The organism is Rhodococcus globerulus (genome assembly GCF_019334125.1).
GTDB classification, from domain to species: Bacteria; Actinomycetota; Actinomycetes; order Mycobacteriales; family Mycobacteriaceae; genus Rhodococcus_F; species Rhodococcus_F globerula.
The window spans coordinates 1206214-1227775 of sequence record NZ_CP079698.1 but is presented as its reverse complement, the minus strand read 5'-3'; the positions used below and the strand labels follow the sequence as shown (position 1 = coordinate 1227775).

Below are 21562 nucleotides of genomic sequence, written 5' to 3'. Positions count from 1 at the left end.
ATCAGGCAGGCGGTAACCACGTCCTCGTTGCCGTGACCAGTGCGGAAACTCCGATGGTCAGTGTCGGTTCGATAACCGGCGCGTAATGCGGAGAGTGGTTCGACGGCACGGTCCGGAGGGCAGGGTCGCTCATGTCGCCAGTCGTGAACAGCGACGGGTCGGTACCGCCGAGCAGCCAGTACGACAGTTGTGCGCCCGAACTCGTCGCGAGGATGCCGACATCCTCGCTACCGGCGCCTGCCCCCGGATCGAGAATATTGTCCTCGCCCAACCATGAGGCAAACGCGTCGAGGGTTTTGCCCAGAGCAGCCGGATCATTCACGACGATGGGGAAGCGTTCGATCTCGGTGATAGTGGGTTCTTCCGGGGCGCCGGCCGTTGCGGCTTCGCCTCTGACGATGCGGTCAACGCTGCTCAGAATGCGCTCCCGGACGGCAGAGTCGTAGCTGCGGATGTTCAACTGCAGTTCGGCTTCGCCGGGTATGACATTGGCTGCGTCGCCGGCGTGGATCGACCCGACCGTGAGCACTGCGATCGCCGTGCTCGGTACCTCGCGGGAGACGATTGTCTGCAGGCGCAGAACGGTTTCCGCTGCCATCACCACGGGGTCGACGGAGTTCTCCGGCATGGATCCGTGAGCACCTTTGCCGACGAGTCGCACGCGCAGCGAGTCGGAACCTGCATACGACGGGCCTGCGTGGCCGGCGATCTTTCCGGCAGGCAACGGAGCTACGTGTTGCCCGAGAACAACGTCGGGCTTGGGGACCTTGTCGAACAATCCGTCGTCGACCATGGCTTGGGAACCGGCGCCGAGTTCTTCGGCGGGTTGGAAGACGAGTAGCAGGGTGCCAGACCAACTGGCTGTGTCCGTAGAGAGGATCTGGGCGGCGCCCAACAGACATGTCGTGTGGAGGTCGTGGCCGCATGCATGAGCCACCGGAACGGTTTTCCCGTTCTGATCGGTCGCGGTGACGGTGCTGGCGTAATCCAGTCCGGTGTCTTCCTTGACCGGAAGTGCGTCCATGTCGGCTCGCAGGAGTGCGGTTGGTCCGGGGCCGTTCTTCAGGACACCGACTACTCCTGTTTTTCCGATGCCGGTAGTGACGTCGAAACCGAGTGAGGTCAGGCGCGTGGCAACTATTTCGGCGGTGCGATGCTCTTGGAAGCCGAGTTCCGGGTGACTGTGGAGGTCCTTGTACAGGTTGGCCAGCGTCGGATCTACGGTGATGTTCTCGTGCGCAGCGTGTGGCATGAGAGTCCTCTCGATCGAGAAAAGCAGACTAATCGGACGATTTTCACGCTAACAGTGTTCAGGCACTCGGGCGCCGAACGTTACCCGAACGAGTTGATGGACTTCAGCACCGCAAAGTGGGGAGTGCCGGCTACTCAGGCCGGCGCGTAGAAGACATCGACAACAATTTGACCGGGCGATTCCGTTCCGGTTGCCTGGAATTCGGGGCGCCCTGCGGCAGTGCCGACAAAAGACTGAACGATCTCACCGCTCACCAGTGCGGTCTCGACACTCGAAATGGTGCCGCCATACGTTTCTATCGGTGGAAATTGTTGTAGCGCAGTAACTCCCATGATATCGACCTGCAGGATTGATGAGCCGTTCACGTCGACGACATGATTGTCGCCGCCGCGAATCGCTTCGCTGACATACTCGACTTTCCATGTAACTGTGCCGGTTCCGCTGAGGTAATACGTCACCCGCGAACGGTCGTCAAGGTGCTCGATGGCAACGGCGGTGACCTCGGCGATGGGCAGCGGTGCGTTTGTTTCAGTTCCGGGAACGACGAGACTGGGTCGCGCATTTGGTGGAGGGCTGCCGATCCTCATTGTTCCAGTCTGCGCAACTGAACCTTCGACGGTTGAATATGTCGGCCGCGAATGGGAGTCGGAACCTGGTTGCGGAGATTCGGATTGGCTTTGGCAACCAGTAAGTGTCGCGGCGGACAAGAGTGCTCCGCAGCACGTAACGAGATATCGGTGCCGCATGAGGGAAACTTATCGGCTCCGTGGATGACGCGTACGCGGATTGCGAATTTCGGTGGCGTTGGTGCCCGAGACGTTGGTGCCGGATGTTGGTAGTGGATGTCCGTCAGGTGAGACCGACCCGGGGTACGAATCTGCCGACAGTGCGGCTGTAGGTGCGGTAGGTGTCGCCGTGGCGGTCGCGGAGGTAGGGCTCTTCGACGACACGCACTTGCAGTTCTATCGTGGCGAGCAGCAGCGCGAAGCCGATAAGCGCGAGTGGGTTCGGTGTGAGGAGCGTGATGCCGGCAGCGAAGACGAGCATGGCGGTGAAGATGGGATTGCGGACGAGGCCGAAGACCCCGGTGCGGACGAGATCGGTTGTCTCGGTGGGATCGACGCCGATGCGCCAGGATTCACCCATCTGGTTCTGTGCGTAGAGCGTGCCGACGATTCCGGCCAGCGCGAGCACGATCGCCATTGTCTGGACAGCGGGAGCGATGAGGACACCGATCGGGTGCAGCACTGCGGCGAGCTGCAGTGCGGGTGCAACGACGCCAAGGGCTATCGCGACGACGAATCCGGTGCCGGCGATCCATTCCAGCGAGCCGAGTCGTCCGGTGACGCCGCGGAATCCGGTCGAGCCGGTCCGTTGGTACTGCATCGCGCTGCGCCAGCCGAAACCGAGGATGCCGAACAGGGCGTAGAACACGAGCGCGGTCACAGCCATTGCAGATCTTTCCTCATCTGTGGTGTGTGGTCAGTCGCAGCAGTCGCGGCCTGCTGCTGCCTTCATGGTTGTTGTCGGCGTGGGGCAGCAGGTGTCGCCTTTCCAGGCGTTGAGGCCTTCTTTGACTGCGAGAACGGCGATCACAAGGGCGGCGACAGGGTCGGCCCACGACCAGCCGAACAGGCTGTTGAGAAGAAGCCCCACAAGCAGGACCGCAGACAGGTAGGTGCAGAGCAGGGTCTGCTTGGAGTCGGCGACCGCCGAGAGTGACCCGAGCTCACGGCCGGCGCGGCGCTGCGCGTAGGACAGCACCGGCATGATCGCGAGACTGGCTGCAGCCAAACCGATCCCGATCGGGGAGTGCTGCGCTTCGCCGAATCCTGTCAGGGCCCGGACGGCGTCGGCGGTGACGTAGGTAGCGAGAGCGAAGAAGGAGAACGCGATGATCCGTAGCGCGACCTTCTCCCGCGCTTCGGGGTTGCGGCCGGCGAACTGCCAGGCAACCGCGGCGGCAGAGGACACCTCGATCACCGAGTCCAGTCCGAACCCGATGAGCGCGGTCGACGACACACGCGTTCCCTCGGTGAGAGCTATTGCCGCCTCGATCACGTTGTAGGTGATCGTCGCCGCGACAAACCACCGAATCCGCCGCGACAGCAAAGCCTTTCGGTGGGGCGGCAGTATCGCTGAGGTCCGGGACGGCATGCCTAGCGGGGTCTCCATCAGCAGCAGTCTTCGGTCTCGGAGGCTGGACAGCAGTCCGGGTCGACGGCCAGGACCAAGCCCACGAGGTCGTCGAGCGCTCTGCCGATGCGAGGGTCGGCGAGCTCATAGCGGCTGCGTCTGCCCTCCGGGACAGCAACGACCAGGCCGCATCCGCGCAAACAAGCCAAGTGGTTGGACAGAATCTGGCGCGACACCCCGATCTTTTCCGCCATCTCGGACGGGTAACCCGGAGTAGTGCGCAGGCTCAACAAGATTTGGGTGCGCGTCGAATCCGATAGGGCGTAACCGAACCTCGACAGGGCATCGGCGTGGATTGCGGTCTTCACCCTTTCAATAGTACAGATGTTTCTGTATTCAGAAAAGGCTGTATCTGTATGGTTTCAGTAATCGAGGGCAGAGGTGTGCTTGCGAATTTCGTCTTGCCATGGCGAGTGGGCGGCCGAGGTTGACTGACACCTGGCGAGTTCCGTATGAGCTACGTCATAGCGCGGCAACGTTGGCGATCAAGTCAGGTGCGAAAGTCACAGTTGTTCAAGGGATTGCTGGGCATAAGAGCGCAATGCTGAGATTTGACCGATGCGGACGACTGTTTCCCGATGAACTTGATGCATCGGCTGCTCGACATGATGAAGATCGGATCAAGGCTTTAGCGGACTGAATCGAATTTCTCGATGTACTGCGAACTGAGGTCCTAGAACCCCGTTGGGAATATAAGACTGAAATTCGCGCTAGCCCGCACCTTTCGGTGCCCTCGGTGAGACTCGAACTCACACTGGACGGGTTTTGAATCCGTTTCCTCTGCCAATTGGGATACGAGGGCTTGTTGCGATGACTACATTAGAAGATGCGATTCGAATGTCAAACACCGGTACCCTCTAAATGTTCGCGCCTCGTGTCGGGGCGGTTCGATCGAGGAGGGTGGTGGCCATGAATTCGCTAGAGCTGCAAGGCAATCAGAGCAAATCACGTCGAGTTGTTGTTGCCGAGGACGAAGCGTTGATCCGGATGGATCTGGTCGAGATGCTCCGCGAAGAGGGCTACGACGTTGTCGGCGAGGCCGGCGACGGTCAGGTTGCGGTCGAACTTGCGGAGGAACTCAAGCCCGATCTTGTGATCATGGACGTGAAAATGCCCAGGCGCGACGGTATTGATGCCGCTTCGGAGATTGCGGCGAAGCGAATTGCTCCTGTGGTCATTCTCACAGCATTCAGTCAGCGTGAATTGGTGGAGCGAGCGCGGGACGCGGGCGCCATGGCATATCTGGTCAAACCTTTCTCGATTTCCGATCTTGTGCCGGCCGTTGAATTGGCCGTCAGCAGGTTTCGTGAGGTTACTGCGCTGGAACGGGAAGTCGCGGATCTGTCCGACCGCTTGGAGGCGCGCAAGCTGATCGAGCGGGCGAAGAGTGTGTTGATGGTGCGCCAGGCACTCACCGAACCAGAGGCGTTCAAATGGATCCAGCGCGCTGCCATGGACCGCCGCTCCACGATGAAGGCCGTCGCCCTGGTCGTGATCGAGACCTTGGGCGGTGAACCTGACGCCTGAGCCCGGTGCGCTCGGTGGTGCCGATTAAACCGCGCATTCGGCACGGTTGTGTAAATTGTCGAGGCCATCAGGTAACAGTCAGGTCACAGGGCTTTCTTGTCGGATCGCGATACGGTTTCGAGGTCTAGCGTCTTTTCCCACAGCGAGCGTCGTTTCGGTTGACGCGAGCACCGGCTGATCTAAGGAGCGTGGGATGGCTAGACGAACACTTGTGCGCACTGCCGCAGTTCTCGGCGTTGCAGCATTGGCATTGGCAGGCTGTAGCTCGGACGACTCCGACAGTTCGTCATCGGGCACCACCACGTCCGGCTCAGCAGCGGCAACAACCGTCTCGACGGATTGCACGCCGCAACAGGCCACGGCAGGCACTACACCGTCCACCGACCCTCTGCGCATCGGAACCTTGTTGCCGGACACGGGAAGTCTGTCCTTCCTGGGCCCGCCGATGGTTGCCGGTACGCAACTCGGCGTCAACGACGTCAACGCAGCGGGAGGTGTACTCGGACAGCCAGTCCAGTTGATCCCCGGCGATTCCGGCGATACGACCACGGACACGGCCAACACCACGGTTGACCGCGAATTGGCGGCAGGCACCCAGGTGATTGTCGGTGCGGCGTCGTCGTCCGTGTCATTGAAGGTGATCGACAAGATCGCAAGTGCGGGCGTTGTCATGTTCTCCCCGGCCAATACCTCCGACCAGTTTGTCTGCTACCCCGACAAGGGGATGTACTTCCGCACCGCTCCCACGGACGTACTGCAGGCTCAAGCAGTCGCACAGCTCATTTCAGACGACGGTGGACAGCGCGTAGCCATCCTGGCTATGAACGACCCCTACGGCACGGGTCTCGCCGACAACATCCAGAAGAATCTGATCGACTCCGGCGTTCCGTCGGATCAGGTCGAGAAGATCATCTACGACCCCAACGCGCAGTCGTTCAACTCCGAGGTCGATCAGATCAAGAACTTCAATCCGGACGCAGTGGCGTTGGTGGGCTTCGAGGAATCAGCGAAGATCATCACCCGCATGCACGAGGTGGGCATCGGACCGTCCGACGGAATGGCGCTGTACGGCGTCGACGGCAACATGGGTAACGCACTCGGTGAAGCCGTTGCGACGCCGCTGCTCGACACCATGCAGGGCACTACGCCGCTGACGGATGTGGGAGCCGCGTTCCAGGATAGGCTGAAGGCTGTCAACAGCGCTTTGATCGACTTCAACTACGCGGGTGAGTCTTACGACGCCGTGGTGATCTCGGCCCTCGCGGCGGAGCAGGCAAAGTCGACGGCAGGCGTCGATATCGCCGCCAACATCAACAGCGTCACCGAGGGCGGCACCAAGTGCACGTCGTACGCGGAGTGCCTACCGCTCGTGAAGGCGGGAACCGACATCGACTACGACGGCATCACCGGTGAACTCGACTTCAACGACTCGGGCGAGCCGTCCATCGGTTCGTACGGCAAGTTGGTGTTCGGACCTACGAACACACTGACCACCGCAGGGTTTGTGGTCGTCGGTAAATAGCAGATCAACACATGAAGGTGGGCCAGGGTCTCGAAGACCCTGGCCCACCTTTTCAGTCGTGGTTACTTCTCCTTGCTGCCGGCCAGCGTTCCGAGGTACAACTCGATCACCTTGGGGTCGTTCATGAGGTTGGCTCCCGTATCGGTGTACGCGTTCTTGCCCTGATCCAGCACGTACCCCCGATCGCAGATCTGCAGGCACCGGCGCGCATTCTGCTCGACCATGATCACCGAAACACCGGCTGCATTGATCTTCTTGCAGCGGATGAACACTTCGTCCTGGAACATCGGTGACAAGCCGGCAGACGGTTCGTCGAGGAGCAACACCGACGGATCCATCATCAGGGCCCGGCCCATCGCGACCATCTGACGTTCTCCGCCGGAGAGCGCGCCGGCCTTGACCTTTCGGCGTTCGCTCAGAAGTGGGAACAGGTCACTGACAAAAGCGAACCGCTCCGCGAAGGACTTGGGACGCAGATAGATTCCCATTTCGAGGTTCTCTTCGATAGTCAAGGACTGGAAGACGTTCTGAGTCTGGGGAACGTATCCGACTCCCTTCTGGACGAGTACGTGTGCGGGAGCGGACGTGATGTTGTCCTCCCGGAGAGTGACCGAGCCTTCGCGGACGGGGATAAGCCCGAACAGCGATTTGAGCAGCGTCGACTTGCCGGCGCCGTTCGGCCCGATGATGCCGACGATTTCGCCTTCCTTCAGGAAGAAGTTGCATTCACGGAGGATGTTGACGCCGGGAATGTAACCGGCCACCACGCTGTCCGCGCGAAGCAGCGCACCCGCCGACAGGCGTGCGTGTTCCTCGGGAGTTGCGGCAAATTCAGCGGGGGTGAGTGACCGTGCTTCGTTCTCGCTCATGGCTTCTCGTGCCTTCCGCGCGATTCCTCCGGACTGGATTCGAGCACCTCGACAACCTCGACCGGTAGGTTCCCCAGATCCGGCTCCGACAGATCACCGCCGGCTTCGAGCGTCTCGACTTCGGCCTCGGCCAGAGCGGCCGCGAGAACGGCGGTGTCGCCCACAGGGTTGCCCTCGTCGTCGAATTCGAGGGCCTGATCGTGATGACTTCCCAGATAGGCGTCGACGACTGCTGTGTTCGACGACAATTCGTCCGGCGTCGACTCGGCGATGACGCTGCCCTGAGCCATGACGACCACCCAATCGCTGATGTCACGAATCACGTCCATGTCGTGTTCGACGAAGACGACCGTCATACCGTCGTCGCGTAGCGATTTGATGTGCCCGAGCAGGCTCTGTGTCAGTGCGGGATTGACGCCTGCCATGGGCTCGTCGAGCATCACGACGGATGGTTCCGTCATCAGTGCCCGTGCCATTTCGAGGAGTTTGCGTTGCCCGCCCGACAGTGAACCGGCAAGGTCGTCGGCTTTGGTGTCCAGCTTGAATCGTCCGAGAAGTTCGCGGGCGCGCTCGGTGATCTCGCGTTCCTGTGCCTTCCAGGTCCAGGGCAGCAGCGACGTGAAGATTCGTTCGCCGCGTTGCCCGGTGGCTCCGAGCCGAACATTGTCGAGCACCGTCAGTTTCGACAGCGCCTTGGTCAGCTGGAACGTGCGGACCACGCCTTTACGCGCCACCTGATGGGGATACATGCGTCCCAAGGACTGACCGTCCATCGACCATGTTCCGGTGTCCGGTCGATCGAAGCCGGTGAGAAGGTTGAACAGCGTGGTTTTCCCGGCGCCGTTAGGACCGATCAGCCCGGTGATACATCCGCGTTGGATTTCGAGATGGTCGACGTCGACGGCCTTGAGGCCACCGAACGTCCGCGACACCTTGTCGGCCACCAACACCGGGTCGGGTTTGGCCGATCCCGGAACGTGGGGGACGTCGGCAAAGATCTGTGCTCGTGTCTCGGCGTCAAGCATTGAGTTGCACCTCCCGCTTGTTACCCAGTATTCCCTGCGGCCGGAACACCATCAGGAGAGCGATCATCAAACCCAGTAGTACGTAGCGCGTCGCGCCGACCTGCTGTTCCGTCAAAGACAGGAGCGGGTTCTCGCCCGAGATCGCCTGACGGAGCAATGCGTCGGGGATGGCGAGGAGGAACCAGAACAGCATCGCTCCCACGACCGGGCCGAATACCGTTGCGGCACCGCCCAGAATCAACGCTCCGAACGCGAAGAAGGTCTGAGCCGTCGAGTAGAAATCGGGGTTGATGGATTTGGTCTGTAGAGCGTTGAAGACTCCGGCCATACCGCCGATCACGCCACCGATGACCAACGCCTGCATCTTGTACACGAAGACGTTCTTTCCCAGCGACCGTGCCGCGTCCTCGTCCTCGCGGACTGCTTTGAGGACACGACCCCATGGACTGTGGCTGAGCAGGTAGACGATCCCGCAGAGGATCAGCACGAGGGTCCATCCCACGACCATCGACCACAGGTCGTCGCCGTAGAACTTCACGCCGAGGAACGAGTACTGCTTTGCGGAATCGAACGGGCTCAGTGAGGTGAAGGGTTCGGCAAAGCTGAAGAGTCCGTTGGTTGATCCGGTGACGGAGTCCGATGCCGTTGACCGGAAGATCAGTCGCAGGATTTCCGCAGCGGCAATGGTGACGATGGCGAGATAGTCCGCGCGAAGGCGAAGAGTCGGTATGCCGAGGACCAACGCGAGAAGGCCGGCGGCGGTCAGTCCGACGATGATTCCCAGCCATAGCGGTTGGTCGTACGTCACCGTCATGATGCCGACGCCGTAACCGCCGAGCAGGGCAAAGCCGATCTGGCCGAAGTTCAGCAGTCCGGCATACCCGAAGTGCAGGTTGAGGCCGATGGCCAACAATGCGTAGAAGATCGCCGACGGCCCGATGAACTGGGCGAAGGAGACCTGGAGTGCTCCCATGATGTCCATATCCACTCACCCGATCCGTTGTCTGGATCCGAGGATGCCCTGGGGGCGAACCACGAGGATCACGATCAAGACGAGAAGCCCGCCGATGTATTTGAGGTCGGGGTTGATGATCAGCGTCGAAAGCTGAACCAGCAGACCGACTATGACGCACCCGAGAAGCGCGCCGTAGGCGGTGCCGAGTCCGCCGAGAGTGATACCGGCGAACATCAGGAGCAGGAGTTTGAAGCCCATTTCCCACTGGACACGGCCGCCGAGTTCGGAGATGCCGAACAAGACGCCGCCGAGGGCGGCCAATCCGCCGCCCAGTCCCCAGACGAACATGATCACGCGTTCGACGTTGATGCCGGACGACGCGGCGAGATCGCGGTTGTCGGAGACGGCGCGCATCGCCTTGCCGATGCGCGTCTTCTGCAGAAGTAGTGCCACGCCGACCAACACGATCAGGCTGACCACCATGACAGCGGCATTGGCGTCGGTCAGTGCGATCGGTCCCCAGTTCTTCTCGACCTGACCTTGGTAGTCGTCGAAGGGTTCGGCGCGATCGGAGAAGAAGATCAGAATCAGGTAGCGCAAGGCGATGGCAAGACCGATCGAGACCACCAACTGCGCGATCAGTCCGGTCTTGCGTTTACGCAAGGGTTTCCACACGATCCCGTTGGTGAGCAAGCCGATGCCGATGCCGACGAGGATGGCGAGCACCGTCGCCGGTATCAGGGGGATGCCGACCGAGGTGTTGAATGCCCATGCGGCGACGGCGCCCAGCGTCACCATCTCACCGTGTGCGAAGTTGGTCAGCCCGGTGGTTCCGTAGATCAGGCTCAATCCGACACCGGCGATGGCAATCACGAGTCCGAAGCGGAGACCGTCGACGGTAGTTCTGATGAGTTTTTCGCCGAAGCTCACATTGGAGGCGGTGCGCACTTCGCCGAACGAGAAGATCACGGTGTTCGCGCGGCCGGCGACCACTTCGCGTTCGACGGTGGCCTGCACGCTCACCCCGTCCGGCAGGGTGTCGGCAACAATTTCGAATGTGTAGACACCCGGCGCAACCGCCAATTCCCAGCGGCCGTTCTGGGCGGATACGCCGGTTGCGACTTCGGTGCCGGACGAATCGAGAGCGCGAACGGTCACTCCTTCGAGTCGCGTTCCACCGTTGTTGAGATTGCCACTGACGGGAACGGCATTGGCCGGCACTGCCGGTGCGGTGGATACGGTCGGAGATTCGGGGGTATCGGTCGGTTCCTGCGCCGACGCGGTTGCGGCGAATGTGAGTACAGCAACTATCACGAGCAGGGCAAAGGCCAGGATTCGGCTCAATGTGGCGAGGGTATGCCGTTTCACTACGGGTGGGGCCACGTACGTCCTCCGAGCGGGTCGGGACAAGGTTGCCGCGCAGTCAGCGAGGTGTCAGCCCGTTGCTGCGATTTCCGGACTCTAACGGCTCTGTTCGCTTCAGACGGGGTTCTGCGATTTCCGGCATGTTTCGGTTCCGTATCGAAGCCGCGCGCAGGGGCGATTGACCTGATTTCGGGCTGGTTCCTGCGTAAAGGACCGTGGGCGGCATGTGTGTCGGTCCGAATCCCTAGACTGATGAACCGTGAGCCCCGCAACCACGACTCGGTCCAGCACGTCCACCGCCGCTACCGGTACATCCGGCAAGGCAGACGATCGTCCACTTTTGATGCTTCTCGACGGGCATTCTCTGGCATTTCGTGCCTTCTACGCGTTGCCCGCGGAAAACTTCAAGACACAGAGTGGTCAAACCACCAATGCGGTGTACGGCTTCACGTCGATGCTGATCAATCTGCTCCGTGACGAACAGCCCACCCACTTGGCAGCTGCCTTCGACGTCTCCCGTCAGACGTTCCGCGCCGAGTTGTTTCCGGAATACAAGGCGCAACGAGCCAAGGCTCCGGACGAGTTCAAGGGGCAAATCGACATCACCAAGGACGTCCTCGGCGCCATGGGGATTCCGGTCATGGCCGAGGACGGCTTCGAAGCCGACGACGTCATCGCCACGTTGACGACGCAAGCCGAAGCGCTCGGGTACCGCGTACTCGTTGTCACGGGCGACCGCGATTCGCTTCAATTGGTCACGGAGAACGTGACGGTGCTGTATCCGAAGAAGGGCGTGTCGGAGCTCACCAGGTTCACGCCGGACGCGGTCGAGGAGAAGTACAACCTGTCACCGGCTCAGTACCCCGATTTCGCGGCGCTGCGCGGCGACCCGAGTGACAATCTTCCCGGCATTCCTGGAGTAGGGGAGAAGACCGCTACCAAGTGGATTCGCGAATACGGAGACCTTCAGGGTTTGGTCGACAACGTCGACAAGGTCCGGGGCAAGGTGGGCGATTCGTTGCGGGAGAACCTCGCCAACGTGTTGCTGAACCGTCAGCTCACCGAGATGATCCGCGACGTGCCGCTGCCGTACACACCGGAGCAGTTGGTTCTGGCTCCGTGGGATCGCGAGAAGATCCATGCGTTGTTCGACGACCTCGAGTTCAAGGTTCTCCGAGATCGCCTGTTTGCGACCCTGTCATCTTCCGAGCCCGAAGCAGAAGAGGGTTTCGAGGTCAGCGGCGACGCACTTGCGCCGGGTGCGGTGGCGGAGTGGCTGGACGCACACGCGCGTACCGGATCCCGCCACGGAGTCACCGTCCTCGGAACGCGCAGCACGTTCGCTGGAGACGTCACAGCGCTTGCCATCGCTGCATCTGACGGCGAGTGTGCCTACATCTCCACCACCTCGGCTACTGCGGAAGACGAAGCAGCGCTGGGTGATTGGCTCGCCGATGTGTCTGCGCCCAAGGCTGTGCACGAGGCCAAGTGGGCAATTCACGCCTTGCGTGGACGCGGGTGGACCTTGGGTGGATTGACCAGCGACACCGCGCTCGCGGCCTATTTGGTGCGTCCGGGTCAGCGTTCCTTCAATCTCGACGACCTCTCGCTCCGTTACCTCAAGCGTGAACTGCGTGCCGAATCGTCGGGGCAGGAACAGCTTTCGCTGCTCGATGACACTGATCAGCTCGACGCCGAAGCGGCGGAAACGGCGATGCTCAGCGCCCAGGCCGTGCTCGACCTTGCACAGGCGCTCGACAATGAACTCGAGTCGATCGAGTCGACGTCACTGCTCTCGGACATGGAGTTGCCGTTGACAATCGAACTCGCTCAGATCGAGGCAACCGGTATCGCGGTCGACACCGCGCATCTGCACGATCTCCAGAGCCGGTTCGCCTCCGAAGTCTCCGACGCCGCCAACTCGGCGTATGCAGTGATCGACAAGCAGATCAATCTCGGCTCCCCGAAGCAGCTGCAAGTTGTGCTGTTCGAGGATCTCGACATGCCCAAGACCAAGAAGACCAAGACCGGGTACACCACAGACGCCGAGGCGTTGCAGGGCCTGTTCGACAAGACGGGGCACCCGTTCCTCGAGCACCTTCTCGCGCACCGCGACGCAACACGCATGAAGGTCACCGTGGACGGGCTGCTCAAGTCGGTCGCCGAGGACGGGCGGATCCACACCACGTTCAACCAGACCGTCGCCGCAACCGGACGCCTTTCTTCCACCGATCCCAACCTGCAGAACATTCCCGTGCGCAACCAAGCGGGACGCGAGATCCGCGACGGTTTTGTGGTCGGCAACGGCTTCGACGTTCTGCTGACCGCCGACTACAGCCAGATCGAAATGCGGATCATGGCCCACGTGTCGGGCGACGAAGGACTCATCGAGGCATTCAACACCGGTGAGGACCTGCACAGCTTTGTCGGTTCGCGCGCATTCGGTGTGCCGATCGAGGAGGTCACCCCGGAATTGCGTCGTCGGGTCAAGGCGATGTCGTACGGACTTGCCTACGGACTCAGTGCATACGGTTTGGCGTCACAACTCAAGATTTCGACCGAAGAGGCAAAGCAGCAGATGGATGCCTACTTCGCGCGATTCGGCGGAGTACGTGACTACCTCCACGCAGTGGTCGAGCAGGCTCGAAAGGACGGCTACACCTCGACGCTCTACGGCCGTCGTCGCTACCTGCCCGATCTCAACAGCGACAACCGTCAGCGTCGCGAGGTCGCCGAGCGCGCCGCGCTCAATGCGCCCATTCAGGGCACGGCAGCCGACATCATCAAGGTCGCGATGATCAACGTCCAGAAGGCACTTGCCGATGCGGGACTCGAGTCGCGGATGCTGTTGCAGGTTCACGACGAGTTGGTACTCGAGGTCGTGGCTTCCGAGCTCGAGCAGGTCACAGCATTGGTCAAGGACAAGATGTCCACCGCTATCGAGCTGTCCGTTCCGCTTGATGTGTCGGTCGGCACCGGCCGCAGTTGGGACAGTGCCGCTCACTGAGGTCTGCAATGAAAAGTGGCGCAGGGCAATCGAATTCGATTTCCCTGCGCCACTTTTTGTTGTGCGAGTTACTCGGCGGAAGCCGACTGCTCTGCGATCTGCTTGCGAACCTCGTCCATGTCGAGCGCCTTGACCTGAGTGATCAGATCCTCGAGCGCGGGGGCGGGCAGAGCGCCGGCCTGGTTGAACACGAGGACACCTTCACGGAAAGCCATGATCGTCGGGATGGAGCGGATGTTCGCCGCTGCGGCGATACCCTGCTCGGCCTCGGTGTCGACCTTCGCATGGACAACGTCGGAGTGCTTGTCCGCGGAAGCCTCGAAAGTGGGAGCGAACTGGCGGCACGGGCCGCACCACGAAGCCCAGAAGTCCACGAGCACGACATCGCTGCCGTTGATGGTTTCGTCGAAGTTTGCCTGGGTGAGGGTCTGGGTGGCCACGAGGGTCCTTTCCATAGTTCGGTGCGCTGTGAAGCAGCAGCTGTTGGTGTGTGCAACGCCGAGGAATCGCCAATTCTTCCCTGCAGCGCCGACCGGATTGCGTACGAGGCCGCGTGGACGGGGCCGAAGTACCCGGTCAGGTACCTACGTGCGCCTATCTGAAGAGCCTTGTTAGTGCATCTACCAGCATAAATGCATATTTTCCTGGGGTTGAACGAACTCGTAGGTCTGAAGATCTGCGCCAAATTTGTGGCACCGGGTGACGCGCGGCACATAAATTACGTGGTTCCGGGCGGAAAACCGAAACAGGTATGCCATGGGCAGTTCAGCGGAAGGCAGGAGCGCGAACCGCCGACAGAGTTGTGGGCATCGCCGCAACCCGATCGGGCTGCGGGACATCCTGAAGGGAAATCCACAAGCTCATGGCTGTACGCACAACCTCTCGAACCAACGCCGCTCTGACCCGCATTCTTCGAAGCGCCATCATTATCGGTGCACTCACCGCAGGAGCCTTTGCCTCGACTACCGCCGGTGCGAGTGCTCAACCGCTGGCGGCTCCGTCTCAGTCGACGCACGTTCAGCAGGTTGCGTTCTACTCGTCAGCCGGATCGCAGGCGGTGAGCGCGGCGGAGTCGAAGGTCGGGGCACCGTACGTGTGGGGCGCGACCGGACCTAGCTCGTTCGACTGCTCCGGATTGGTTCAGTGGGCATACGCGCAGGCCGGAGTGTCCATTCCCCGGACGACCTACGCACAGGAAGCCGGTGGTGTCCCCGTATCTCGAGGAGACCTGCAGCCGGGTGACCTGGTGCTCTACTACGGCGGCGACCACGTTGGCATCTACGCCGGCAACGGCACGGTAGTGCACGCGCCGACGTCCGGACAGTCGGTCACGTACGCGCCGGTCGACTCGATGCCTTTCCACGCCGCACGCCGGTACTGATCTAACGCCCCACAACGTCGCGAGGTGCAGAGAGTGATGGACAGTCGAACTACAGATATTCGATGCCTGACAATTCTGCACTGCGATGGGTGCGGAAGGTTGTCCGCACCACTGACGCAGTCCTGCCCTGAATGTGGCTGTCGGTTTCTCCACTCGGTTCCGTGCTGCGGCACAGGCACCATCGTCTCCTGGCGATATGTGCAAGGAGAGAATTGCGGGTCAGCATCTGCGCGGATTCCGATCATCGCGATTGTCGAGTTGGATGAAGGTCCGTGGTTGTACACGCTGATCGATTCTGTCCGGCACGCGATGCCTGACAAGCAGTCGCGAGTAGCGTTTCGGTGCAAGGAGCCGGGCGATCGGTTTCCCCACTTCAGCCTCACGTGACGTTTCGTGCCTGTTCGACAACCCATCCGGCGATCTGAGCACGCGAGCTGAACCCGAGCTTGGTCAGAATATGTTCGACGTGTCCCTGAGCAGTGCGAATCGAAATCACCAGTTTCGCGGCGATCGCTTTGTTCGTCAGCCCTTGGGCAACGAGGTCGGCGACTTCCGACTCGCGTTTGGTCAGGCTCGGTCCGATTTGGTTCGACGGAACAGTGACCGGTGGATTCTCGTCGAGCGCCAACGCCGTGGCCTCCGAGATCTTCAGCTTTGCGCCCTTCTTGAACTCGGTGTCGAATTTTCGAGCACCGAGCTGGAGTTTTGACACTCGTGCGCACTCCTCGTGATTGGCAGTCATGCCGAGAACACGGATCGCCGGAGTATCGATCTCGTCCAATAACGTCTGCACTGCGCCCATCAGCGCAGCGGCATGTCCGTAGCGCTTCGCGTCTGCCGCGATCCATGCCAGCACTTCCATGCACCATGCCGAACCGAACGGATCGTCCACGAGCCGAGCCAGCGTCAGCCCCTTCTTCAGCTGCGATTTCGCTCGCGCTTGGTTACCGTCGGACCACAATGCGAGCCCGAGATTCCAGCACGAACGTCCCCGGTACACGATCTCGCCCAGCGGTTCGGTGATCGAGAGCGACTCCTCGTAGCACGCGATGGCCCGGCTGGTGTCGCCAATTTGGTGGTAGGCCAGGCCGAGATGGTTCAGTGCCCAGACATGTCTCAGCAGGTTGTCCTCGGGGCGGAACACTTCGAATGCATGTGAGATGTCCGTGACTGCCTGCTTCGGGTTGCCGCTGAAGAGGGCAAGAACACCGCAGGCGTACGACGCGAGCGCATCCGCGTCCGGACTTCCCAGTGACTCCGCGCTCGCGCGCGCTTCCTCGGCAAGAGCAGCGCCCGCCTCGGTGTCGCCTTGGATGGATGCAAGCCGACAGTCAGCGTAGAGCGCTTCCAATCGGGCGACCGTCGGTGTCTCGGAGTCGCAGGCAAGGATTCGGTCGAACCAGTGTCGAGCTTCGCTGAACAGCCCTCGGGAGAACCAGAACGGAAAAATTGCCACGGCCATCCGAAGCCCAGCCTCCGTATGGTCTACGCCTGATTCCGAGATGCACAGCTCCATGGCCTCGTGCAGATTCGGCTGTTCCCGCCCCAACCGATCGATCCAGTCCAGTTGATTGGGTCCGATCCACTCGGCTGCTGCCCGTAATGCCAACTGCTCGAACCACTCTCGATGTCGACGTTGTAATTGTCCGGCTTCGCCGGATTCTTTCAATTTCTCCGCGCCGTACTCTCGCAGGGTCTCGAGGAATCGATACCGAACCACGGACGTCGGCTCCTCTCGAATGAGGATCGACTTGTCGATCAGCGATACAAGCACGTCCAGCACATCGGCCGATGTCAACTCGTCAGCGCAGATTCCCTCCACAGCATCCAACTCGAAGCCGCCGGTGAACACGGACAGCCGAGCCCACAGCTTCTGTTCGAGCGGGGTGCATAATTCGTAACTCCAGTCCATGCACAACTGAAGGGTTTGCTGGCGCGTCGGAGCCGTGCGGTTGCCTCCGGTCAGAAGCCGGTACCTGTCAGTGAGATGCTCGAGAATCTGAGTGGTGGACATCGAACGCAATCGGGCCGCCGCCAACTCGATGGGAAGTGGAAGCCCGTCGAGTTGATGGCAGATCTGCGTCACCGAGGCCCTGTTGTCCTCGGTGATCGCGAAGGTCGGAAGCACAGCGCATGCACGTTCGATGAACAACGTCACCGCGTCGTATCCCGACAATCCCTGCAGGGAGGGTGTTTGATCGTGATCCGGGACGGTCAGTGGTGACAGTCGGAGCACGCTCTCCCCGCCGATGCCGAGTGGTTCGCGGCTCGTGGCCAGGATTCGCAGCTCCGGGCAGGTCTGCAATAACGCTTGTGCCAGTGCAGCAATGGCATCGAGCATCTGCTCACAATTGTCGAGCACCAACAACGTTCGATGTGGACGCAGGTGCTCGACCAACGTCTGCTGTACCGGTCGGGCGGAGAGGTTCCGTAGCCCGAGGGAGGCGGTCACTGTTTCGGCCACCAGGGGCTCGTCTCGGATCTCGCCCAGTTCGACCAACCAGACTCCGTCGGGAAATGCTTGCCGGCAACTTCTCGCAACTTGCAGCGCAAGTCTGGTTTTACCGACACCGCCGACCCCGGCCAGTGTCACCAGCCTGTTGGCGGCCAGCGCCTTCTTCGTTTCGGTCAACTCGCGGCGACGCCCGACGAAACTGGTCAGATCGAGCGGTAGGTTCCCCATGTCGTCTCGGCCACGCGTCGAGGCGTTTCCGGACACGGGGCCGGTTCCACGTGGTGGCGAAAAGGTGGTGCGAGGCTTCGAGCTGTTCGAATTCGGGTCACCGAGTTCGGGATTCAATGCCATCTCGTCCAATGACCATCCGCGACGGCGTTGAGTTTGCCTGAGTTCCTCGCCGAATTCTGCGGCAGATGTGGGTCTGTCACCGGGATACACGGCCATCGCGTGTTCGAGGACTACACGTAAGTCGTGGGGGAGGTCGGGTTCGGTGGCGACGTCCGGAACCTGTCTGCCGGAAATGGCTGCGAGCAAGGTCGCGCCGAGGCTGTAAATGTCAGCAGCGGCATCCGACTGATCTCCGCGCAGGATCTCCGGAGCCGTGAACGCCGGCGAACCGGTGACGATGCCCTTGGCGGTTTCGAAGGCGTCGACCACGTGTACCCGCGGCCGGTCGTTGCGATAGCCGTTCACGTGAGCAATGCCGAAATCGGCAAGTTCAGGTTCGCCGTAGTCGCTCAGAAGCACGTTGGCCGGCTTCACGTCCCGATGGAGGATCCCCGCGCGGTGCGCAGTTTCCAACGCGCCCGCGACCTTGATTCCCAGGCGACATGCCGCCTCGCATTCGAACCGGCCATGGGCGTGGATCCACGCTGCCATCGAACCTTGAAGGTGGTACGGCATCACAATGTACGGCCGACCGCTGCTGGTCGCGCCCACCGACAGGACATTGAGAATATTCGGGTGCCCGGTCAATCGGCCCATCGCACGCTGTTCACGAAGGAATCGGGCGAGATTCTCGCTGTCGAATTCGCCGGTCAACACCTTGACGGCCACGACGCGGTCCAGAGCGGGCTGGGAACAACGGAATACCACACCGAATCCGCCGCGGCCGATCTCGCGGGCATCTGCGAATCCGGCCACCGTCAGTTCCGCGGTGACCAGGTCAGCCCGTGTCGGTCCGTCGTGCTGTGTTACTTCGCCGAGCTGCGTCGGCGGTGGATGATTCTCGATCATCAGTTACTTCGATCCGGTGCAATTGCTTTCGGTGTGTAAACGTCACCGAGAAAGCCTCGAGCGGACCGCAGCGCGGTCGCTTGAACATGCACACGTCACTTCTCGGCGAGTATCTACAGGGTAACTCTGCTCGCGGATTGTGGGGAAAATCACGCCTACGGGGATTCGGGCTGTGTGACAGCCCGGAATGTTCGCCGGTAAGCCTGTGGTGTCGTGCACCGCAATCGGAGAAAGTGCTGGCGAAGGACCGCGCCACCGCCGAAACCCACCCGTTCGGCTATGACGTCGACAGGTAGATCACTGTTTTCGAGTAATTGCTGCGCCGCGAGGACGCGTTGATCGCTGAGCCAGCGAGCCGGGGTTGCGCCTGTTTCAGATTGGAAACGGCGGGCGAAGGTTCGAGGCGACATGTTGGCGCGCGCAGCCACCCGCGTCACCGTGAGGTTCTCGGCAAGGTGTGCCGTCATCCAGTCGAGTAACGGACTCAGCGTTGTATCGGGAACTGTGGCAAGGGGACTGGCGACGTACTGAGCTTGTCCGCCATCGCGGTGTGGCGGAACAACCATGCGTCTGGCGATCCCGTTCGCGACGCGACTGCCCTGTTCTTTCCGGACGATATGCAGACACAGGTCGATGCCCGCAGCTGTTCCGGCACTCGTGAAAACAGGATCCTCGTCGACGTACAACACGTCTGGATCGACCTTGGCGTCCGGATAGGCGTCGGCCAATCGCTTGGCGTGGCGCCAATGGGTGGTGCACCGCTTTCCGTCGAGTAAGCCTGCCGCTCCCAATATGAAGGCGCCGGTACACAGACTTGCCACCTTCGCGCCGCGGCTCACCGCGTCCTGGAGTTTGAGAAGGAGCGGATCGGCGCTCGAATCGGGGCGCGGGGCGCACATGTAGTCGTCGTCTGCGGCGTAGGTCCCGCCGGCCGACACGATGATCAGATCCGCGTCGTCGAGAGCGTCCAGGTTGTACGGAACGTCGATGCCGTATCCGAACCGGGTTCGGATCGGTCCTGGAACTGCCGCGACCAACGAGAAATCGTACGTCGGCAAGTTCTCGTCCGAGCGATCGAATCCGAACACCTCGCAGGCCACCCCGAGTTCGAAAGCCTCCGTCATCGACATCAGTGGGACCACCACTTTTTCGAGCATGTGTCGAGTCTGACAGAAAAATGACGTCGTGGCAGAAAATCGTTCAAGTATGGCATTTCTGCCACTATTGCTGCATGTACTACTGCGTCAAGCTTTGTACATGGCAATCATCATCGTCAGTCTGATCGTCCTCGTCACCCTCAACGTCCTGGCTCTGACCGGGCGCACTCCCGACACTCGCCGCGACGTGAGCCCCCACGGCGAATTCACCTTGTGAGGGCGAGCCTGCTCTTCCAGTACGTCGCCGCGTCGATGGTGTGGGGCGCAAGCTTCCTCTTCATGAAGATCGGCCTCGAAGGATTGTCCTTCACCCAAGTTGTCCTGTGGCGCTTGGTTTTCGGTGCACTGGCGTTGGTGATCGTTTCGGCGATCAATCGGATCGGATTGCCGCAGGATCGTCGAATCTGGAAGCACATGTCCTTTCTGGCGGCGATGCAATGTGTAGCTCCGTGGCTGTTGTTCAGTTGGGCCGAGCAGAGCATGTCGTCGGGGCTCGCCAGCATCTACAACGCCACGACACCGCTCATGACGATGGCGGCGTCCCTCGCATTCCTGCCCGGGGAGAGCTTGACCAGATTCAAAGCCACAGGCCTCATGCTCGGGTTCTTCGGTGTTCTGATTGTGCTGTCCCCGTGGAACATCGGAGTTGGTGGAAGCGTCAGCGCGCAGATCGCCTGTCTTGGAGCTACCGCGTCGTATGGCGTCTCGTTTGTCTACCTCCGTCGCTTCGTCCTTCCGCTCGGTGTTGATACCCGCACCATCGCGTTGCTGCAGATCAGCATCGGGGCATTGTTCATGGTGCTCGCGTCGCCGGTCATCGCGAACACACCGATGCACCTGACACCGGCAATCATCGGGTCGATGATCGCTCTCGGCGCATTCGGAACAGGATTGGCATTTATCTGGAACACCAACGTCGTGCAGGGGTGGGGTCCGACAGCGGCCTCGACGGTCACCTATCTCAGCCCAGTCGTCGGCGTTGCGCTCGGCGCGATCGTGCTCGGCGAGAGCATCGGCTGGAATCAACCACTCGGAGCGTTGATCGTGATCGCCGGAATCCTGGTTACCAGGCGGGCAACTCGATCGCTCACGCCGGCGGAGTCAGTGACCACTCCAATTTCTGTTCGCCGTCCCACCGTCTGATCGGACCGCAATCGCCGGCGATCACGTCCTTGCTCAGTAGGGAGATCGCACCGCCCAGTTGATCCGGCTCGATCCGCCGAGCCAACGTCACATGTGGCGTCCACGTACCCGGTTCGATGTGCCCGGGGATACCACTTGACCCGGCTGCGGCGTCGAAGACATCACGGTGAAGTCGCAGGAGAGCTCTCGACGGGATGACAGAACGTGCCAATACGAACTGCCTGCCGCCGAACACGATGTAACCACCCAATCTGATTTCGAAGGGTGGTAGCGAGAACCGTCTGGTCAGGACCTCGTCGACCTCAGGCGGAATCGCGCGCGCGACAAACAACGTGATGTGCGGTCGATTGCTCTCGCGCACCATTTTTCCCTGACTCGGTAGACCTGCGTCAGCGAGCGCAGACCACTGACCGCGTATCGCCGACTCACTCGACTCGCCGAGTAACAACTCCACCGACTGGACCATGAT

Annotated in this window: 18 protein-coding genes and 1 tRNA gene; 5 read left to right on the top strand and 14 right to left on the bottom strand. The window is 61.1% G+C overall.

Annotation, left to right across the window (positions count from 1 at the left end):
* Window position 1: 1 nt before the first annotated feature.
* From KYT97_RS05485 to KYT97_RS05460, 6 genes are all read right to left on the bottom strand, one after another.
* Window positions 2–1252: an amidohydrolase gene (locus KYT97_RS05485; RefSeq protein ID WP_219111880.1), complete on the bottom strand. Its 1251-nt coding sequence runs from the start codon at window positions 1250–1252 to the stop codon at window positions 2–4.
* A 134-nt stretch (window positions 1253–1386) separates the two neighbouring features.
* A complete protein-coding gene (locus tag KYT97_RS05480; protein WP_219111879.1) occupies window positions 1387–1839 on the bottom strand; it encodes an AMIN-like domain-containing (lipo)protein in 453 nt (150 codons plus the stop codon).
* Between the two features lie 262 nt (window positions 1840–2101).
* Complete coding sequence (locus KYT97_RS05475; protein WP_219111878.1) at window positions 2102–2704, bottom strand: methyltransferase family protein; 603 nt, start codon at window positions 2702–2704, stop codon at window positions 2102–2104.
* A 30-nt stretch (window positions 2705–2734) separates the two neighbouring features.
* On the bottom strand, window positions 2735–3427 hold the full coding sequence (locus KYT97_RS05470; RefSeq protein ID WP_219111877.1) for a cation efflux transmembrane domain-containing protein: 693 nt from the start codon (window positions 3425–3427) through the stop codon (window positions 2735–2737).
* The gene (locus KYT97_RS05465; protein WP_095886420.1) at window positions 3427–3756 is read right to left on the bottom strand and encodes an ArsR/SmtB family transcription factor; all 330 of its coding nucleotides are present in this window, start codon (window positions 3754–3756) and stop codon (window positions 3427–3429) included. Before KYT97_RS05465 ends, KYT97_RS05470 begins: the two co-directional genes overlap by 1 nt.
* 420 nt (window positions 3757–4176) lie before the next feature.
* Window positions 4177–4250 (bottom strand) — tRNA-Leu (locus tag KYT97_RS05460).
* A gap of 107 nt (window positions 4251–4357) precedes the next feature.
* Between KYT97_RS05460 and KYT97_RS05455 the strand changes: the two genes are divergently transcribed.
* The gene (locus KYT97_RS05455) at window positions 4358–4975 is read left to right on the top strand and encodes an ANTAR domain-containing response regulator (RefSeq protein WP_033230841.1); all 618 of its coding nucleotides are present in this window, start codon (window positions 4358–4360) and stop codon (window positions 4973–4975) included.
* Window positions 4976–5168: 193 nt separating this feature from the next.
* Window positions 5169–6497 carry an ABC transporter substrate-binding protein gene (locus tag KYT97_RS05450; protein ID WP_219111876.1) on the top strand — a complete coding sequence of 443 codons (1329 nt, stop codon included), beginning with the start codon at window positions 5169–5171 and terminating at the stop codon, window positions 6495–6497.
* A gap of 62 nt (window positions 6498–6559) precedes the next feature.
* Here the strand turns inward: KYT97_RS05450 and KYT97_RS05445 are convergent, their stop codons facing one another.
* From KYT97_RS05445 to KYT97_RS05430, 4 genes are read right to left on the bottom strand one after another with little or no spacing between them, the layout of a single operon-like run.
* Window positions 6560–7366: an ABC transporter ATP-binding protein gene (locus KYT97_RS05445; RefSeq protein WP_033230839.1), complete on the bottom strand. Its 807-nt coding sequence runs from the start codon at window positions 7364–7366 to the stop codon at window positions 6560–6562.
* Window positions 7363–8391 carry an ABC transporter ATP-binding protein gene (locus KYT97_RS05440; RefSeq protein WP_033230838.1) on the bottom strand — a complete coding sequence of 343 codons (1029 nt, stop codon included), beginning with the start codon at window positions 8389–8391 and terminating at the stop codon, window positions 7363–7365. Before KYT97_RS05440 ends, KYT97_RS05445 begins: the two co-directional genes overlap by 4 nt.
* The gene (locus KYT97_RS05435) at window positions 8384–9373 is read right to left on the bottom strand and encodes a branched-chain amino acid ABC transporter permease (protein ID WP_033230837.1); all 990 of its coding nucleotides are present in this window, start codon (window positions 9371–9373) and stop codon (window positions 8384–8386) included. Before KYT97_RS05435 ends, KYT97_RS05440 begins: the two co-directional genes overlap by 8 nt.
* Window positions 9374–9379: 6 nt before the next feature.
* On the bottom strand, window positions 9380–10690 hold the full coding sequence (locus tag KYT97_RS05430) for a branched-chain amino acid ABC transporter permease (protein ID WP_267951265.1): 1311 nt from the start codon (window positions 10688–10690) through the stop codon (window positions 9380–9382).
* A gap of 280 nt (window positions 10691–10970) precedes the next feature.
* Here KYT97_RS05430 and polA point away from each other — a divergent pair, with 280 nt between their 5' ends.
* Entirely contained in the window at window positions 10971–13718 is a 2748-nt protein-coding gene (polA, locus tag KYT97_RS05425) for a DNA polymerase I (RefSeq protein ID WP_219111875.1), read from the top strand.
* A 68-nt stretch (window positions 13719–13786) separates the two neighbouring features.
* Here polA and trxA read toward each other — a convergent pair whose 3' ends face one another.
* Window positions 13787–14158, bottom strand: coding sequence for a thioredoxin (trxA, locus tag KYT97_RS05420; protein WP_033230835.1), 372 nt, complete (start codon window positions 14156–14158; stop codon window positions 13787–13789).
* Between the two features lie 422 nt (window positions 14159–14580).
* On the opposite strand from trxA, the gene KYT97_RS05415 reads away from it, so the two are divergent.
* Complete coding sequence (locus KYT97_RS05415; protein ID WP_051730183.1) at window positions 14581–15099, top strand: C40 family peptidase; 519 nt, start codon at window positions 14581–14583, stop codon at window positions 15097–15099.
* A 379-nt stretch (window positions 15100–15478) separates the two neighbouring features.
* Here the strand turns inward: KYT97_RS05415 and KYT97_RS05410 are convergent, their stop codons facing one another.
* Together KYT97_RS05410 and KYT97_RS05405 are read right to left on the bottom strand one after the other, a co-directional pair.
* On the bottom strand, window positions 15479–18793 hold the full coding sequence (locus tag KYT97_RS05410; protein WP_219111874.1) for a protein kinase domain-containing protein: 3315 nt from the start codon (window positions 18791–18793) through the stop codon (window positions 15479–15481).
* Between the two features lie 155 nt (window positions 18794–18948).
* Window positions 18949–19950 carry a helix-turn-helix domain-containing protein gene (locus KYT97_RS05405; RefSeq protein WP_033230832.1) on the bottom strand — a complete coding sequence of 334 codons (1002 nt, stop codon included), beginning with the start codon at window positions 19948–19950 and terminating at the stop codon, window positions 18949–18951.
* 213 nt (window positions 19951–20163) lie between these two features.
* On the opposite strand from KYT97_RS05405, the gene KYT97_RS05400 reads away from it, so the two are divergent.
* On the top strand, window positions 20164–21093 hold the full coding sequence (locus KYT97_RS05400) for a DMT family transporter (RefSeq protein WP_033230830.1): 930 nt from the start codon (window positions 20164–20166) through the stop codon (window positions 21091–21093).
* Here the strand turns inward: KYT97_RS05400 and KYT97_RS05395 are convergent.
* The gene (locus KYT97_RS05395; RefSeq protein ID WP_033230829.1) at window positions 21038–21559 is read right to left on the bottom strand and encodes a 2'-5' RNA ligase family protein; all 522 of its coding nucleotides are present in this window, start codon (window positions 21557–21559) and stop codon (window positions 21038–21040) included. The two genes, KYT97_RS05400 and KYT97_RS05395, sit on opposite strands and share 56 nt — an antisense overlap.
* Window positions 21560–21562 lie beyond the last annotated feature (3 nt).